The sequence below is a fragment of the Pseudomonas sp. PvP028 genome (genome assembly GCF_017832255.1).
Classification (GTDB): Bacteria; Pseudomonadota; Gammaproteobacteria; order Pseudomonadales; family Pseudomonadaceae; genus Aquipseudomonas; species Aquipseudomonas syringae.
In genome coordinates, this window is the sequence record NZ_JAFIBL010000001.1 from 5,370,951 (window position 1) to 5,387,741 (window position 16,791).

Below are 16,791 nucleotides of genomic sequence, written 5' to 3' on the forward strand. Positions count from 1 at the left end.
ATGGGCTTCATGTGCAGCAAGGCGTTATTCAAGCCTGGTCCTGAATGTTGCGGCTGACCTTGGCCATCGGCATGGGGATCAGCTTGCCGATAGGGTCACGGCGCACCTGACGCAAGGGCCTGAGGCCTACCACCAGTTTGCGCGCCACCAGTACATAGAAGCCGCCACCAGGACTCTGACGTCCCTCGCCAAGGCGTTCAAGCCCTGCAAGACGCGACTGCCATGCTGCTGAAGCAAGGGGCGGACGATAGCATCCGAAGCGTCGTTTCTCCAGCGCGAAGCCCAGCAGATTCAGCCAGTCAGCGACTCGCGAGGATGAAATGCAGCGCGCCTTGCGCAGCGCATCCCGAGCGAAAACATGGCGTATGCCCCAGGTGCTCCAGGGGTTGATGCCGATAATCAGCAAGTGCCCGCCCGGCCGCACGCTGCTGGCCGCTTCACGCAACAGGCCATGGGGCGACAGGCAGAAATCCAGGCCATGTTGCAGTACCACGACATCGGCCGCGTGCTCACTCAATGGCCACGCCTGTTCCTCACAGACGATCTCGACACCCGGTAACGGCGCACCAAGACGTACATTGCGCTGCACTTGGGGAGCCACCGGCGGGCTTTGCGCCGATGGGCCGTAATGCACCAGATAGCCACCGAAATAACGGCCCAGTTCTTCGTCGAGAATGCGCCGCTCCTCTTCGAGCAGAAGCTGCCCGAGCGGCCCGGAAAGCCATTCACGGGCAGCGCGGATCAATGCAAGCCACTCAGGATCAGCCTGAGCGAACGCTTCATCGGTCATGAGTTCTCCTCCAGAGGTGCTCGCATACAGCGGCAACAGACTCTAAGATGCACCATTGTCTGCCGCTATGCGAACTGCGCCATGATACAGATCCACGCCCTTCCTGCTTTCAATGACAACTACATATGGTTGTTACAAGACCTTTCGAGCCAGCAGTGCGCTGTCGTCGATCCGGGCGACGCAAAGCCGGTGCTGGGCTGGCTGGCGCAGAATCCCGACTACCGGCTGACCGATATCCTGATCACGCACCACCACAATGATCATGTGGGCGGTGTCGCGGAACTCAAGCAGCTGACCGCGGCGCGTGTGCTGGGTCCCGCGGCCGAGACCATACCGGCGCGCGACATCGCGCTGGTCGACAATGACCGCCTGACTGTGCTGGGCCTGGAATTTGTGGTGCATGCGGTTCCAGGCCACACGCTGGGGCATATCGCGTTTTATCACGAGGACGCCACAACACCCCTGCTGTTCAGCGGCGACACGCTGTTTGCCGCCGGCTGTGGACGGCTGTTCGAGGGTACGCCGCAACAGATGCACGATTCTCTCGGTCGTCTGGCCGAACTGCCGGACAGCACGCTGATCTACTGCGCTCACGAATACACGCTGAGCAATCTGCGCTTTGCACAGGCCGTCGAACCCGACAACGTCGATATTGCCGAACGCCTGGCCGAAGTGACGCGCTGGCGCAGCGAAAATCGCATCAGTCTTCCGTCGAATCTGGCACTGGAAAAACGCACCAATCCGTTCCTGCGTACCGGGGAAACATCCGTTAACGAAAAAGCGGACGAACGGAGCGGCGGGCAAAACACCTCGCAGAGTGCGGTCTTTGCAAGCCTGAGGGCATGGAAAGATAAGTTCTGACCCGACCCTAAAACCGCAATAAAATTCTGAAAGGTTGACCGACGGCAGGCCGCTTCCTAGAATCGCCCGACATTTTCGTCTGGATGTACCCCCCGAACAATGTCGTCATCTACCAGCAAGCCTTCACATTCGGACGCATTGACTCGGTTGGCTCAGGCCATGGCCGTCACCGCGAGTGCCCTTCTGGCCGGTTGCCAGAGCACCGCCAGTGTCGACCCGGCCAGCAATCATCGCGCGCCTAACCTGGCGGCCGGAATCAAGCAAAAACCGATTTTCCTGTCGCACAAGCCTGCCACCCCTCTCGCACCTCCACAGGATGTCTGGGAGCGCATGCGTCAGGGCTTTCAACTGCAACAAGGCAATGATCAGAACCCCCGCATCGATCAACAGCGCCTGTGGTTCGCCAATAACCCTTCCTTTCTGGAAAACGCTGGCGAGCGCGGCAGCCTGTACATGCACTACATCGTCGAGCGCCTTGAAGAGCGCAACATGCCGCTGGAACTGGCGCTGCTTCCGGTCATCGAAAGCGCCTATAACCCGATGGCCGTTTCGCGCAGTCAGGCGGTCGGCCTCTGGCAGTTCATCCCATCGACCGGTCGTTACTTCAACCTGCGCCAGACCAGCTTTTATGACGGACGTCGCGATATCCAGGCGTCGACCGTTGCGGCACTGGATTACCTGACCCGCTTGCATGACATGTTCAACGGTGACTGGTTGCTGGCCCTGGCAGCCTACAATGCCGGCGAAGGGACGGTGAGCCGTGCCATCGAGCGCAATGACAAGCTCAACCTGCCGACCGACTACTGGAACCTACCGCTGCCGCAGGAAACCCGCGATTACGTGCCCAAGCTGCTGGCCCTGTCCCAGGTGGTGCTGTCGCCGGAAGCTTACGGCGTCAATCTGAACCCGATCGCCAACCAGCCTTACTTCGAAGTCGTCGAGCTCAACAAGCGTGTCGACCTGTCCAAGGTGGCCAGCGCCGCCGATATCGACGAAGACGAGCTTATCCAGCTCAACCCTGCCTACAAGAAGCGCCTGACCGTCGATGGCCCACAGCACCTGCTGGTGCCCACCTCCAAGGCGCAACTGCTGACGGCCAGCCTGCTGACCATGAAGCAGGAAGAACTGGTCGCCTGGCAGCCTTACCGGGTGCGCAAGGGCGATACCCTGGAAAGCCTGGCCAGTCGTTACCAGGTCACGGTCAGCTCGCTCAAAGGCAATAACAAGCTGTCCGGCAACCGTTTGAAGGTCGGTCAGTCGCTGAGCATACCGGTCAAGCCGGGCATGCAGAATTCACAGCCCGTGTTCGAAGCGCTGGCCAGCAACGACAAGCCTTCACGTACCCGCAATTACAAGGTGCGCAGCGGTGACAACCTGACCAACATCGCGCAAGCCAATAAGGTCGATGTCGAAGACCTGCAACGCTGGAACAAGCTGACCGGCAAAAAGCTCAAGGTCGGCCAGACGCTGGTCATGCAGGACACCAGCAAGCCTGCCGGCAAAGCGGCCAGCAAGGCGGTCGCCAGCACCGGTGGCAAGGACAGCGAAAAGAAATCCATGCAGTACAAGATCCAGAAAGGCGACTCGATGTACCTGGTCGCCAAGCGCTTCAACGTCGAGATGCAACATCTCAAGCGCTGGAATCCGCGTAGCGGTCAGGCTCTCAAACCCGGCCAGACCCTGACCGTTTACCTGCCACATTGATGAGCGCGGCCACTTGCCCTTCAACAACCTTGGGGCGGGTGGCCGACGCAGCCCTGGCAGCGCCATCACCTGCAGTCTTTTTCCAGCTGGAACAAGCTGTTACTGTTAGCGACCCGAAAGCCCAAGCCGCCTGGATCGTGATACGTCCCTTCCTGCTAACCCTCAGCCTGGCCTTGAGCTTCTGCGCCAACGCATCCATCACTGAAAGTCATGGTTACGCGCAGTTTGGTGTTCTCAAGTACCCGGCCAGCTTCACTCATTTCGACTGGGTCAATCCCGAGGCGCCGAAAGGTGGCACCCTGAGAATGATGGCCTTCGGCACGTTCGACACGCTCAACCCCTACACATTCAAGGGCAGTAGCCCGGTCTCGACCGGCAACTTCCTGCAGTATGGCGTCAACGAGCTGAACGAACCGCTGATGGTCGGCACAGGCCAGTACGACCCGTCCGGCGATGAACCAACCTCCAGTTACGGGCTGATCGCCCAGTCCGTGGAATATAGCGAGGACCGCAGCTGGGTGGTGTTCAACCTGCGCCCGCAGGCGCGCTTCCATGACGGCAAGCCGATCACCGCCTACGACGTGGCGTTTTCCTACCGGACACTGCTTAAGGACGGTCACCCTCAATACCGCACCGCCTTGCAGGAAGTGCAGCGCGTCGACATCCTTAATCGTCATCGCATCCGGTTTGTCTTCAAGCGCTCCGGCAACCCGCTGCTGATCCTGCGCCTGGGCGAACTGCCGGTGTTGCCGCAGCATTACTGGAAAGACAGGGACTTCAAGGCGACCACCTTCGAACCGCCGCTGGGCAGTGGCCCCTACCGCATCACCCGCGTGCAGCCGGGTCGGCAACTGGTGTTCGAGCGGGTCAAGGATTACTGGGGCAAGGACTTGCCGGTCAACCGCGGCAAATACAATTTCGATCGGGTCGAGGTCGAGTTCTACCGCGACAGCGACGTGGCGTTCGAAGCGTTCAAGGCGGGTGAGTTCGACATCTACATCGAGCATCAGGCCAAGAACTGGGCCAATGGCTATGACTTCCCCGCAGTCGCCAGCGGTCAGGTGATCAAGGCGCAGATTCCGCACCGCATACCAACCCAGACCCAGGGCCTGTTCATGAACACCCGGCGCGCCGCCTTCGCCGACATCCGCGTGCGCGAGGCCTTGGGGCTGCTGTTCAATTTCGAATGGACCAACCGCACGCTGTTCAGCGACGCCTATGACCGTTCGACCAGTTACTACCCAAACAGCGAATTTTCCGCGACGGGCCTGCCGACCGGGGCCGAATGGCTGCTCTTGGCACCCTACCGCGATCAGTTGCCCGCCAGCCTGTTCACCCAGCCGTTCAGCCCGTCAAAAACCGATGGCGGCGGGATCCCGCGCGAAACCTTGCGCAAGGCCCTGAAGCTGCTTGCCGAGGCTGGCTGGACACTCTCGGACAAGGGTTTGCTCAATGCCGACAAGCAACCGTTGCGCTTCGAGATCCTGCTGGTCAACCCCAACCTCGAACGCATTCTGCAGCCCTACATCGAAGACCTGCGCCGCCTGGGGATCATTGCAGGGCTGCGCACCGTCGACCGCGCCCAGTACAAGCAACGTCTGGACCGTTTCGATTTCGACATGATTCTGATGACCCTGCAGCAGACCCTGAGCCCCGGTCTGGAGCAGTGGCAGTATTTCCACTCCAGTCAGGCCGCGATCAACGGCAGCAAGAACTACGCGGGTATCGCCAACCCGGTGGTCGATGCCCTGCTGAACAAGCTGCTGGCCGCGCAGACCCGGGACGACCAGGTCGCCGCGGCGCGGGCGCTGGACCGTGTCCTGCTGTCTCAGCACTACAGCATTCCCAACTGGTACCTGAACAATCATCGGCTTGCCTATCGCAACCGATTCGCCATGGTCACTACCCCGCCCTACACCTTGGGGCTGCGTGCGTGGTGGCTCAAGACTCTGGAGAAGCCCCGATGAACCCTCTGCACTCCCTGCGCTCGCAGGCAGCCGGCCTGCTGCTGGCCAGCCTCGCCTGCACGGTACAGGCCGCGCCTCAGCATGGCGTGACACTGTATGACGAAGCGCCGAAGTACCCGGCTGATTTCAAACATTTCGACTACGTGAACCCGGATGCCCCCAAGGGCGGCACGCTGCGCCAGGCAGGCTTCGGCGGCTTCGACAGTCTCAACCCGTTCATCAACAAAGGTGTGCCGGCAGACGACATTGGTCTGATCTACGACACCCTGGCCCGCTCAAGCCTGGATGAACCGTTCACCGAATACGGACTCGTCGCCGGCAAGATCGAGAAATCCCCGGACAACAGCTGGGTGCGTTTCTATCTGCGACCCGAGGCGCGTTTTCATGACGGTCACCCGATCCGCGCCGACGATGTCGAGTTCAGCTTCAAGACCCTCATGGAGCACGGCTCGCCCATGTACAAGGGCTACTACGCCGACGTCGATCAGGTCATCGTCGAAGATCCGTTGCGCGTGCTGTTCAAATTCAAGCACAAGGGCAGCCGCGAGTTACCGTTGATCCTTGGTCAGTTGCCAGTGCTGCCCAAGCATTTCTGGGCTGATCGCGACTTCAGCAAGGGCAACCTGGACTTCCCGCTGGGCAGCGGACCTTACAAGGTCGCCGACGTGAAGGCCGGTCGTTCGGTGAGTTATGAGCGGGTCAAGGATTACTGGGCAAAGGACTTGCCGATCAACAAGGGCTTCTACAACTTCGACGTACTGACGACCGACTACTACCGCGACAATACGGTAGCGCTGGAGGCCGGCAAGGCCGGGCAATTCGACTATTGGATCGAAACCAGTGCCAAGAACTGGGCGACCGCCTACGACACGCCCGCAGTGCGCGACGGCAGGCTGATCAAGGAAGAGCTGCCCAACGGCAACCCGACCGGCATGCAGGGTTTTGTCTTCAACCTGCGCAAACCTGTGTTTCAGGACGTCAGGGTCCGCGAGGCGCTGACTCTGCTGCTGGACTTCGAGTGGACCAACAAACAGCTGTTCAACGGCTCGTACAGCCGCACCAAAAGCTATTTCGACAACTCGGAAATGGCCGCCAGCGGCCTGCCGTCTGCGGAAGAACTCAAGCTTCTCGAGCCATTGCGCGGCAAGATTCCGGATCGCGTGTTCAGCGAACCCTTCACCCTGCCGGTTACCGATGGCAGCGGCATGATCCGGCCGCAGCAGCGTCGGGCCTTCCAGCTGTTGCAGGAAGCGGGCTGGAAGATCGTCGACGACAAGATGGTCGACGCGCAGGGCAACCCGGTAAAAATCGAGTTTCTGATTGCCCAGACCGAGTTCGAGCGCATTCTGCTGCCTTACAAGCGCAACCTGAGCGACCTGGGTATCGAACTGGTGATTCGTCGTGCCGACGTGTCGCAATACATCAACCGCCTGCGCTCGCGCGACTACGACATGATCGTCACGGGCTATCCGCAGTCCAGCTCGCCCGGTAACGAGCAGCGCGTGTACTTCGACTCATCCAGCGCCGACAACCCGGGCAGCCGCAACTTCATGGGCCTCAAGGACCCTGCGGTGGACTCGCTGGTCAACGGCCTGATCAACGCCGACTCACGGCAAAGCCTGATCACCCATACCAAGGCGCTGGATCGCGTGCTGCTGTGGGGCTTTTACGTTGTCCCGAACTGGCACATCAAGACCTGGCGGGTGGCTTACTGGAATCACCTCGACCATCCGAAGGCCAAAGCGCTTTCCGATATCGGCCTGATGACCTGGTGGGCCAGGCCGGATGTCAAACCGGCGACCGCGACCCCGTCAGCCCCTGATCAGGCCAAGCCTGCGAACGCGGAGCAATAACATGCTGGCTTATATTCTGCGACGCCTGCTGCTGATCATCCCTACCCTGCTTGGCATCCTGATCATCAACTTCGTCATCATTCAAGCTGCGCCCGGTGGCCCGGTCGAACAGATGATCGCCAAGATCGAAGGCTTCGATGGCGCCACCAGCCGGATTGCCGGAGGCGGCGCCGAAGTCTCGGTGGCCGGCTCCAACTACCGCGGCGCGCAAGGCCTGGACCCGGCACTGGTCAAGGAAATCGAACGCATGTACGGTTTCGACAAGTCGGCGCCGGAACGTCTGTGGATCATGATCAAGAACTACGCCACGCTGGATTTCGGCGACAGCTTCTTTCGCGATGCCAAGGTCATCGACCTGATTGTCGAGAAGATGCCGGTGTCCATTTCCCTCGGGTTATGGAGCACCCTGATCATGTACCTGGTGTCGATCCCGCTGGGGATTGCCAAGGCCACGCGCCACGGCAGCCAGTTCGACGTATGGACCAGTTCGGCAATCATTGTCGGCTACGCCATTCCAGCATTCCTGTTCGCGATTCTACTGATCGTGGTGTTTGCCGGGGGCAGCTACTTCAACTGGTTTCCACTGCGCGGGCTGACCTCCAACAACTACGACGAGCTGAGCACGCTGGGCAAGCTGTTCGATTACTTCTGGCATCTGGTGTTGCCCGTCACCGCGCTGGTGATTGGCAACTTTGCCACCATGACGCTGCTGACCAAGAACAGCTTTCTCGACGAAATCAGCAAGCAATACGTGACCACGGCCAAAGCCAAGGGCCTGAGCAACCACAAAGTGCTCTACGGCCATGTGTTTCGCAACGCAATGCTGCTGGTGATCGCCGGCTTCCCGTCAGCGTTCATCGGCATCTTTTTCACCGGCTCGCTGCTGGTGGAAGTGATCTTCTCGCTGGACGGCCTGGGCCTGATGAGCTTTGAAGCCGCGATCAACCGCGACTATCCGGTGGTGTTCGGTACGCTGTTCATCTTCACCCTGCTGGGGCTGGTGGTGAAGCTGATCGGTGATATCACCTACACACTCGTGGACCCGCGCATCGACTTCGAAAGCAGGAAGCATTGATATGAAGCTGTCTCCTCTCAATCGCCGTCGCTTCGAACGCTTCAAGGCCAACAGGCGTGGCTGGTGGTCATTGTGGCTGTTCCTGATTCTGTTCGGCCTGAGCCTGGGCGCCGAACTGATCGCCAACGACAAACCGCTGGCCGTGCGTTATGACGGCAGTTGGTACTTCCCGGTATTCGAGCGTTACCCGGAAACCACCTTCGGCGGTGAGTTCCCGCTGGAAGCCAATTACAAGAGCCCGTACATCAAGGAACTGCTCGCCGCGAAGGATGGCTGGACCCTGTGGGCGCCCATCCCGTTCAGCTACCAGAGCATCAACTACGACCTGAAAGTCCCTGCCCCGGCGCCGCCTTCGCGGGAGAACCTGCTGGGCACCGATGATCAAGGCCGTGACGTGCTGGCACGGGTGATCTACGGTTTCAGGATTTCGGTACTGTTCGCCCTGACCCTGACCATCCTCAGCTCGATCATCGGCGTCATCGCCGGTGCCTTGCAGGGCTTCTATGGCGGCTGGGTCGACCTGCTGGGCCAGCGCTTCCTCGAGGTCTGGTCGGGTCTGCCGGTGCTGTATCTGCTGATCATCCTCGCCAGCTTCGTACAACCCAACTTCTGGTGGTTGCTGGGCATCATGCTGCTGTTTTCCTGGATGAGCCTGGTGGACGTGGTGCGCGCCGAGTTCCTGCGTGGCCGCAATCTGGAATACGTAAGGGCCGCGCGGGCGCTGGGCATGGAGAACGGCGCGATCATGTTCCGCCACATCCTGCCCAACGCCATGGTGTCGACCATGACCTTTCTGCCGTTCATTCTCACCGGCGCCATCGGCACCCTGACGGCGTTGGACTTTCTGGGCTTCGGCCTGCCCGCCGGCTCGCCGTCTCTGGGCGAGCTGGTAGCGCAGGGTAAGTCCAACCTGCAGGCACCCTGGCTGGGCATCAGCGCCTTCGCTGTGCTGGCCATCATGCTGAGCCTGCTGGTGTTCATCGGCGAATCCGCCCGCGATGCTTTCGACCCAAGGAAATAAGATGAACAATGACAATCTGATCGAAATCCGCGATCTGGCGGTCGAGTTCGTGACGGGCGACTCACGGCAACGCGTGGTCGAGAACATCAGCTTCGATATTCGTCGCGGTGAAACGCTTGCACTGGTCGGCGAAAGCGGTTCGGGCAAGTCAGTGACCGCGCACTCGATCCTGCGCCTGCTGCCCTACCCCATCGCCAGCCACCCGAGCGGCACGATCCGCTACGCGGGTGAAGACCTGCTGAAAGTGGAAGAGAAAAAACTGCGCACGATCCGTGGCAACCGGATCGCCATGATCTTCCAGGAGCCGATGACCTCGCTCAACCCGCTGCACTCGGTGGAAAAACAGATCAACGAGGTACTGGGCCTGCACAAGGGCCTGACCGGCAAGGCGGCCACCGAGCGCACGCTGGAGCTGCTTGAACTGGTTGGCATCCCTGAGCCACACAAGCGCCTCAAAGCGCTGCCACACGAGCTGTCAGGTGGCCAGCGTCAGCGCGTGATGATCGCCATGGCCCTGGCCAACGAACCCGAGCTGCTGATTGCCGATGAACCGACCACCGCGCTGGATGTGACGGTACAGCTGAAGATCCTCGAATTGCTCAAGCAGTTGCAGGCTCGCCTGGGTATGGCACTGCTGCTTATCAGCCACGATCTGAACGTCGTAAGGCAAATAGCCAATCGAGTATGTGTCATGCAGCGCGGTTGCATCGTCGAACAGGCATCGTGCGAAGAATTGTTCCGTTCGCCGCAACATCCTTACACCAAAGTGTTGCTCAGCGCCGAGCCCAGCGGCGGTCCTTCGACCAACCCCGCGGGTGCTCCGCTGCTTGAAATCGAGGACCTGAAAGTCTGGTTCCCGATCAAAAAAGGCCTGCTCAAGCGCACGGTCGACCACGTCAAGGCGGTGGACGGCATACGCTTCAGCCTGCCGGAAGGGCAAACGCTGGGTATTGTGGGTGAAAGCGGTTCGGGCAAATCGACGCTGGGCCTGGCGATTCTCAGGCTGATCGGCAGTCAGGGCACCATACGGTTCAAGGGCAACGCGCTAGAATCCTTGTCGCAACAGCAGATCCGTCCGCTGCGCAGGCAGATGCAAGTGGTTTTCCAGGACCCGTTTGGCAGTTTGAGTCCGCGTATGTCGGTGTCTGAAATCGTTGGCGAAGGCTTGCGAATCCACGGCATGGGTACGGCCGCCGAACAGCAGACGGCGATCATCGAAGCGCTCAAAGAGGTTGGTCTGGACCCGGATACCCGGCACCGCTACCCTCACGAGTTCTCCGGTGGCCAGCGCCAGCGGATCGCCATTGCACGTGCGCTGGTCTTGAAGCCGGCGCTGATTTTGCTGGACGAGCCGACCTCGGCCCTCGACCGGACCGTACAGCGTCAGGTCGTCGAGTTGCTTCGCTCGCTGCAAACCAAGTACAACCTGACGTATTTGTTCATCAGCCATGACCTGGCTGTCGTCAAAGCGCTAAGCCACCAGTTGATGGTGGTCAAGCAAGGCCAAGTGGTCGAACAGGGTGCAGCGCAGGATATCTTCGCCGCACCGCAACATCCTTATACACAGCAGCTGCTGGAGGCCGCCTTTTTGGCGCCGGTAGCTGTCGATTAACCTGAAGAGGAACAACACATGGGTTTTCTCGCCGGTAAGCGCGTCCTGATCGTCGGTGTCGCCAGTAAACTGTCCATCGCATCCGGCATTGCCGCCGCCATGCATCGTGAAGGCGCAGAGCTTGCCTTCACCTACCAGAACGACAAACTCAAGGGTCGTGTGGAAGAGTTCGCCGCAGGCTGGGGTTCGGGTCCTGAGCTGTGCTTCCCTTGCGACGTGGCCAGCGACGAAGAGATCAACAAGGTCTTCGAAGAGCTGAGCAAGAAATGGGACGGCCTGGACGTGATCGTTCACTCGGTCGGCTTCGCGCCTGGCGATCAGCTCGATGGCGACTTCACCGAAGCCACCACGCGCGAAGGTTTCCGCATCGCTCATGACATCAGCGCCTACAGCTTCGTGGCCCTGGCCAAGGCCGGTCGCGAAATGATGAAGGGCCGTAATGGCAGCCTGCTGACCCTGTCCTACCTGGGCGCAGAGCGCACCATGCCCAACTACAACGTCATGGGCATGGCCAAGGCCAGCCTGGAAGCCGGCGTTCGTTACCTGGCCGGCAGCCTCGGCCCGGAAGGTACTCGCGTCAATGCTGTATCGGCCGGCCCGATCCGCACCCTGGCCGCGTCAGGCATCAAGAACTTCCGCAAGATGCTGGCTGCCAACGAAGCGCAGACTCCCCTGCGCCGCAACGTCACCATCGACGAAGTCGGCAACGCCGGCGCGTTCCTGTGCTCTGACCTGGCGTCGGGCATCAGCGGTGAGATCATGTACGTCGACGGCGGCTTCAACACCACCGCGATGGGCAGCATGGACGAGTGACACGGTAAACGCCGCTCCTCGCGAGCGGCACTTTCCCGGACTCAAAAAGAAGGCCGCTCAATGAGCGGCCTTCTTTGTTTGCGCGTTTCGAGATTAGAACTTCTCGATCTTCGCCTTGCTTTCCAGCTGTGCACGGTAAGCCGCGAAATCCTGTTGCCCCTCGCGGGAGGCAAGGAAGCGACGATATTGTGCCTTCTCGGCATCGGTCGGCGCAGCCGCCTGATTGACGCCATTGAGACGGACGATCACGAAGCTGCCATCCGACGCAGTGATGCTGGCGAACTCCGGCTTGTCCTTACCTGTCGGCTTGGGCATGCGGAACAGCGTCTGCAGCACTTGAGGGTCAACCCCTTCCTGACTGCGAGTGACCGCTTCCATCATCTTCCAGTCACGACCTTCCTGCTTGGCCGCCAACGGAATCTTGCCGTCACGCAGACCGGCCAGCAGCGCCTCGCCCTTGGCCTTGGCAGCGGCCGAAGCATGCTCCTTGACCAGTTGAGCGCGAATCGAGCTGGCAACGCTCTCAAGTGGCAACTGCTGCGGTTGCAAGTGCTCTTTGGAGCGCACCACCACAACGGTTTCCGGATCCAGCTCCAGCGTGTTGCTGTTGGCGCCTTCTTCCAGCACTTCAGGGCTGAATGCCGCCTGGATGACCGCGCGGTTGGCCGTCAGGCCTTCGCCGCCTTCACGACCGAACGGTGCAGTGGTCTGAACCTTCAGGCCCAGGTCCTGTGCCGGCTGGGACAAGTCCGACGATTCAAACGCCGAGTCTTCCAGTTGCTTGGTCACTTCGACAAACTTCTGCTCGACCAGCTGCGATTTCAAATCGTTGGTCAGCTTGCCTTTCAGACTGGCAAAGGTCGGCACCGAAGGTGCTTCAACGCCCAGCAGCTTGATCAGGTGCCAGCCGAAGTCGGTACGCACCGGCTGCGAAACCTGGTCCTTGTTCAAGGCATACAGCGCCTCTTCGAAAGCCGGGTCATAGACACCCTTGCCTGCGTAGCCCAGATCACCGCCCTTGTTAGACGAACCAGGGTCCTGCGAGTATTCCTTGGCCAGTGCCGCGAAATCCTCACCCTTGGCCAGACGCTGCTGAATTTCTTCAATCTTCGCCTTGGCCTGCTCGTCATTCAGCTTGTCGTTCACTTCGATCAGGATGTGTGCCGCACGACGCTGTTCGGACAGATTGGCTATTTCCTTCTGATAAGCCGCCTGCAAGTCCTCGTCCTTGACCTGCACCTTGTCGAAGAAGGACGACTTCTTCAATTCGATGTAGTCGAGTACGACCTGCTCAGGGCTCATGAACTCCTTGGCATGCTCGTCGTAGTGAGCCTTGACTTCGTCATCGGTCACCTTGACCGCCGAGGTATCGGCAGGCAGGGTCAGCGACGCAAAATCACGGGTCTGCTTTTCGAGGCGTGCGAAGGCTTCAACCTGTGCGTCGGTTACAAAGGCACTGCCGGCAACACCTGCACGCACCTGACCGATGAGCATTTCCTGACCCAGCATCTGGCGGAACTGCAGACGGCTGTAACCCAACTGGCGAATGACCTGATCGAAACGGTCTGCGCTGAATTTGCCATCCACCTGAAACTCAGGCGTCTGCAAAAGCTGCTGATCCAGTGCCGCGTCGGAAAACGAGAACTTGGCATCCGCCGCGCCTTGCAGCAGCAGCTTGCGGTCGATCAGGCCCTTGAGCGCTGATTCGCGCAACAGCTTTTCATCCAGCATGGCAGGATCGAAATCCTTGCCCAACTGTTGCGAAAGCTGTTGAGCCAACTGGCGGCGCTGCATGTCGACGGCCTGGCTCAACTCATTCTGAGAGATGTCCTCGCCGTTGACTTCAGCCGCGTTCTGCTTGTTGCTGGTAGCGGTAAACATCGCTTCGATGCCGGTGAAGGCCATCAAGGCGATGATGAGTCCGATAATTGTCTTGGCAATCCAGCCTTGTGAATTGTCCCTGATGTTCTGCAGCATTGCGTCCCCCAAAACGGTTGTACTGACTAACCAACCGCGGAGCGTGGGTAGAAAGCGGATAGAAGAAAGGCGCATCCGAGGATGCGCCTTCTCGTAACTGACGAAGCGGTAGGGCTCGAACCCTTCGGTGTCGCAACCGAATGCACCACCGCTCCGCTACTGGATCAGGACAGGCCCGATCCAGCGGGCAAAGGCATCGAGAGGCTTAGTTGACAGCTTCTTTGAGAGCTTTACCGGCTTTGAAACCTGGTTTCTTGGCAGCAGCGATTTCCAGCGTCTTGCCGGTCTGAGGGTTGCGACCGATGCGAGCAGGACGATCAGTCACGGAGAACGTACCAAAGCCAACCAAAACAACCGAGTCGCCAGCCTTCAGAGCGCCAGTGACGGATTCGATCACTGCGTCCAGCGCACGGCCAGCAGCAGCTTTCGGGATATCAGCAGATGCAGCGATAGCATCAATCAGTTCCGACTTGTTCACTCTAAGTCCCCTTATCTCTATTTTGAGTATGTTTCTAAGTTTTAGGTGTTAAGCAAAACGAGCGCTGGAAGGCTTGCCGGTGATTGCTTTAAAGAGCCGCTTTATAACAAGGGCTCTAAAAAGCTGTCAAGGAAGCCTGCCCAGACTTAATGCGTGCTAATTCTGTCCTTAGAGTCAGACTCGCGCTTCTCTTCCTTGGCGACCAGATCTGTAGCCACGTCCGGCAAAGGCTCCGGCGCGTATTGCAGCGCAATTTGCAGGACTTCGTCAATCCATTTAACGGGCTTGATCTGCAGATCCTGCTTGATATTGTCAGGAATCTCCTTCAAATCACGCACGTTTTCTTCTGGAATGATCACCGTCTTGATTCCACCACGGTGTGCGGCCAGAAGTTTTTCCTTCAAACCACCAATCGCCAGCACTTGACCACGCAGGGTAATTTCGCCCGTCATTGCCACATCTGCCCGCACAGGAATCTGTGTAAGCGCCGAAACAAGTGCGGTGCACATGCCCACGCCAGCACTCGGTCCATCCTTCGGCGTGGCGCCTTCCGGCATGTGGATATGCGTGTCGTGTTTCTCGTGGAAATCAGCGGGGATGCCCAGGCTACGGGCTCGGCTGCGAACCACTGTCTGGGCTGCGGTAATGGATTCGACCATGACATCACCCAGCGAACCGGTCTTGATCAACTGCCCCTTGCCCGATACGACCGCCGCTTCGATGGTCAGTAGTTCGCCGCCCACCTGAGTCCACGCCAGGCCGGTGACCTGACCGATCTGATCCTGCTGCTCTGCCAGCCCGTAGCGGAACTTGCGCACGCCCAGGAAGTGCTCGAGCATGTCGGCAGTGACCTGCACCGCGAAACGTTTTTCCATCGCGTGCTCTTTGACCGCCTTGCGGCAGACCTTGGCAATCTGCCGCTCAAGCCCGCGCACACCCGCTTCACGGGTGTAGTAACGGATGATGTCGCGGATCGCTTCCTCGTCAAAACTGATCTCGCCTTTCTTCAAGCCGTTGGCCTGAATCTGCTTGGGCGAGAGGTACTTGACGGCGATGTTGATCTTTTCGTCTTCGGTGTAGCCCGGCAGGCGAATGACTTCCATCCGGTCCAGCAGCGCTGGCGGAATGTTCATCGAGTTCGACGTGCAGAGGAACATCACGTCCGAAAGATCGTAGTCGACCTCAAGGTAGTGATCGTTGAAATTGTGGTTCTGCTCGGGATCAAGCACCTCGAGCAGTGCCGACGCCGGATCGCCACGCATGTCACTGCCCATCTTGTCGATTTCGTCAAGCAGGAACAGCGGGTTGCGAACGCCCACCTTTGTCATCTTTTGTATCAATCTTCCTGGCATCGAACCGATGTAAGTCCGGCGATGACCACGAATTTCAGCCTCGTCACGCACGCCACCCAGTGCCATACGCACAAATTTGCGATTGGTCGCGTTGGCGATGGACTCCGCCAGGGAGGTTTTACCTACACCTGGAGGACCTACCAGACACAGCACAGGGCCGCGAATCTTCTTCACGCGCTTTTGCACAGCGAGGTATTCGAGGATGCGTTCCTTGACCTCGTCCAGACCATAATGGTCGGCATCGAGAATCGCTTCAGCGCGCGCAAGGTCCAGACGTACTTTGCTTTGCGCCTTCCACGGCACCTGAACCAGCCAGTCGATATAGGAGCGAACCACAGTCGCTTCGGCCGACATCGGCGACATTTGCTTGAGCTTGTTCAGCTCGGCATTCGCCTTGGTCAGAGCGTCCTTGGGCAGGCCGGCAGCGTCGATGCGCTTTTTCAGCTCTTCGATCTCGTTGTGGCCTTCGTCGCCATCGCCCAGTTCCTTCTGAATGGCCTTCATCTGCTCATTCAGGTAGTACTCGCGCTGGCTGCGCTCCATTTGCTTCTTCACACGACCGCGAATGCGTTTTTCAACCTGCAGCAGGTCGATTTCGGCATCCAGCAAGGCGAGCACGTGCTCGACACGGGCTGACAGGTCGATAATCTCGAGGATTTCCTGCTTCTGCTCGATTTTGAGCGCCATGTGCGCTGCCATGGTGTCGACCAGGCGGCCAGGCTCATCGATGCTGTTAAGCGACGACAGGACCTCTGCCGGGACTTTCTTGCCCAGTTGCACGTATTGCTCGAACTGAGCCAGCAGGCTGCGCACGAACACTTCGGATTCACGATCCGGTGCGTCGGCTTCTTCGATCAGCGCGACGTCTGCTCGGTAGTGACCATCGACTTCGATGAAACGCTCTACCGAACCACGCTGCTCACCTTCGACCAGCACCTTGACGGTGCCATCGGGCAGCTTGAGCAATTGCAATACGGTGGCAATGGTGCCGACGCTGTACAGAGCCTTTTCATCAGGATCGTCGTCAGCCGGATTTCTTTGCGCGAGCAGCAGGATCTGCTTGTCGCCTGTCATTGCCGCTTCAAGGGCTTCGATAGACTTCTCGCGCCCCACGAACAGCGGGATAACCATGTGCGGATAAACCACGACATCACGCAATGGCAAGAGAGGCAATTCAATAGTGGTCTTCATGATTTCGCCTCTACGGCGGCCAATTGGCCGGGACAGATGGAATTAGCTTGAAGCCAAGATGGGGGTAGCGTCCAAAAAAAACAAGCTCTAGAGGCGC

At 59.3% G+C, this 16,791-nt stretch carries 13 protein-coding genes; 9 read left to right on the forward strand and 4 right to left on the reverse strand.

The annotated features are described in order from the left end of the window. Positions 1-28 precede the first annotated feature (28 nt). Positions 29-790, reverse strand: coding sequence for a methyltransferase domain-containing protein (locus tag JOE34_RS22865; RefSeq protein ID WP_003315257.1), 762 nt, complete (start codon positions 788-790; stop codon positions 29-31). 81 nt (positions 791-871) lie between these two features. Here JOE34_RS22865 and gloB point away from each other — a divergent pair, with 81 nt between their 5' ends. From gloB to fabI, 8 genes are all read left to right on the forward strand, one after another. Beyond that, positions 872-1,651: a hydroxyacylglutathione hydrolase gene (gene gloB / locus JOE34_RS22870; protein ID WP_010425749.1), complete on the forward strand. Its 780-nt coding sequence runs from the start codon at positions 872-874 to the stop codon at positions 1,649-1,651. Positions 1,652-1,750: 99 nt separating this feature from the next. Further along, the gene (locus JOE34_RS22875; RefSeq protein WP_074908261.1) at positions 1,751-3,355 is read left to right on the forward strand and encodes a LysM peptidoglycan-binding domain-containing protein; all 1,605 of its coding nucleotides are present in this window, start codon (positions 1,751-1,753) and stop codon (positions 3,353-3,355) included. 137 nt (positions 3,356-3,492) lie between these two features. Further along, positions 3,493-5,322: an extracellular solute-binding protein gene (locus JOE34_RS22880; protein ID WP_209996699.1), complete on the forward strand. Its 1,830-nt coding sequence runs from the start codon at positions 3,493-3,495 to the stop codon at positions 5,320-5,322. Further along, positions 5,319-7,175, forward strand: a complete 1,857-nt coding sequence (locus tag JOE34_RS22885) for an extracellular solute-binding protein (RefSeq protein ID WP_046265832.1) — start codon at positions 5,319-5,321, stop codon at positions 7,173-7,175. The genes JOE34_RS22880 and JOE34_RS22885 overlap by 4 nt, the downstream gene beginning before the upstream one ends. 1 nt (position 7,176) lies before the next feature. Further along, entirely contained in the window at positions 7,177-8,250 is a 1,074-nt protein-coding gene (locus JOE34_RS22890) for a microcin C ABC transporter permease YejB (protein ID WP_003409733.1), read from the forward strand. Between the two features lies 1 nt (position 8,251). Continuing rightward, positions 8,252-9,271, forward strand: a complete 1,020-nt coding sequence (locus JOE34_RS22895) for an ABC transporter permease (protein ID WP_003315267.1) — start codon at positions 8,252-8,254, stop codon at positions 9,269-9,271. A gap of 1 nt (position 9,272) precedes the next feature. Then, positions 9,273-10,883, forward strand: coding sequence for an ABC transporter ATP-binding protein (locus JOE34_RS22900; protein WP_016567612.1), 1,611 nt, complete (start codon positions 9,273-9,275; stop codon positions 10,881-10,883). Between the two features lie 18 nt (positions 10,884-10,901). Then, entirely contained in the window at positions 10,902-11,696 is a 795-nt protein-coding gene (gene fabI, locus JOE34_RS22905) for an enoyl-ACP reductase FabI (protein ID WP_003368564.1), read from the forward strand. Positions 11,697-11,789: 93 nt separating this feature from the next. Here fabI and JOE34_RS22910 read toward each other — a convergent pair whose 3' ends face one another. Further along, the gene (locus JOE34_RS22910) at positions 11,790-13,673 is read right to left on the reverse strand and encodes a SurA N-terminal domain-containing protein (RefSeq protein ID WP_003315271.1); all 1,884 of its coding nucleotides are present in this window, start codon (positions 13,671-13,673) and stop codon (positions 11,790-11,792) included. 81 nt (positions 13,674-13,754) lie between these two features. Here JOE34_RS22910 and JOE34_RS26075 point away from each other — a divergent pair, with 81 nt between their 5' ends. Next, positions 13,755-13,886, forward strand: coding sequence for a hypothetical protein (locus JOE34_RS26075; protein WP_010425731.1), 132 nt, complete (start codon positions 13,755-13,757; stop codon positions 13,884-13,886). Here the strand turns inward: JOE34_RS26075 and JOE34_RS22915 are convergent. Together JOE34_RS22915 and lon are read right to left on the reverse strand one after the other, a co-directional pair. Further along, a complete protein-coding gene (locus JOE34_RS22915; RefSeq protein ID WP_002552737.1) occupies positions 13,879-14,151 on the reverse strand; it encodes an HU family DNA-binding protein in 273 nt (90 codons plus the stop codon). The two genes, JOE34_RS26075 and JOE34_RS22915, sit on opposite strands and share 8 nt — an antisense overlap. Before the next feature lie 146 nt (positions 14,152-14,297). Continuing rightward, positions 14,298-16,694 (reverse strand): endopeptidase La, encoded by a 2,397-nt coding sequence (lon, locus tag JOE34_RS22920; protein WP_209996701.1) that lies wholly within the window; start codon positions 16,692-16,694, stop codon positions 14,298-14,300. Between the last annotated feature and the right edge of the window lie 97 nt (positions 16,695-16,791).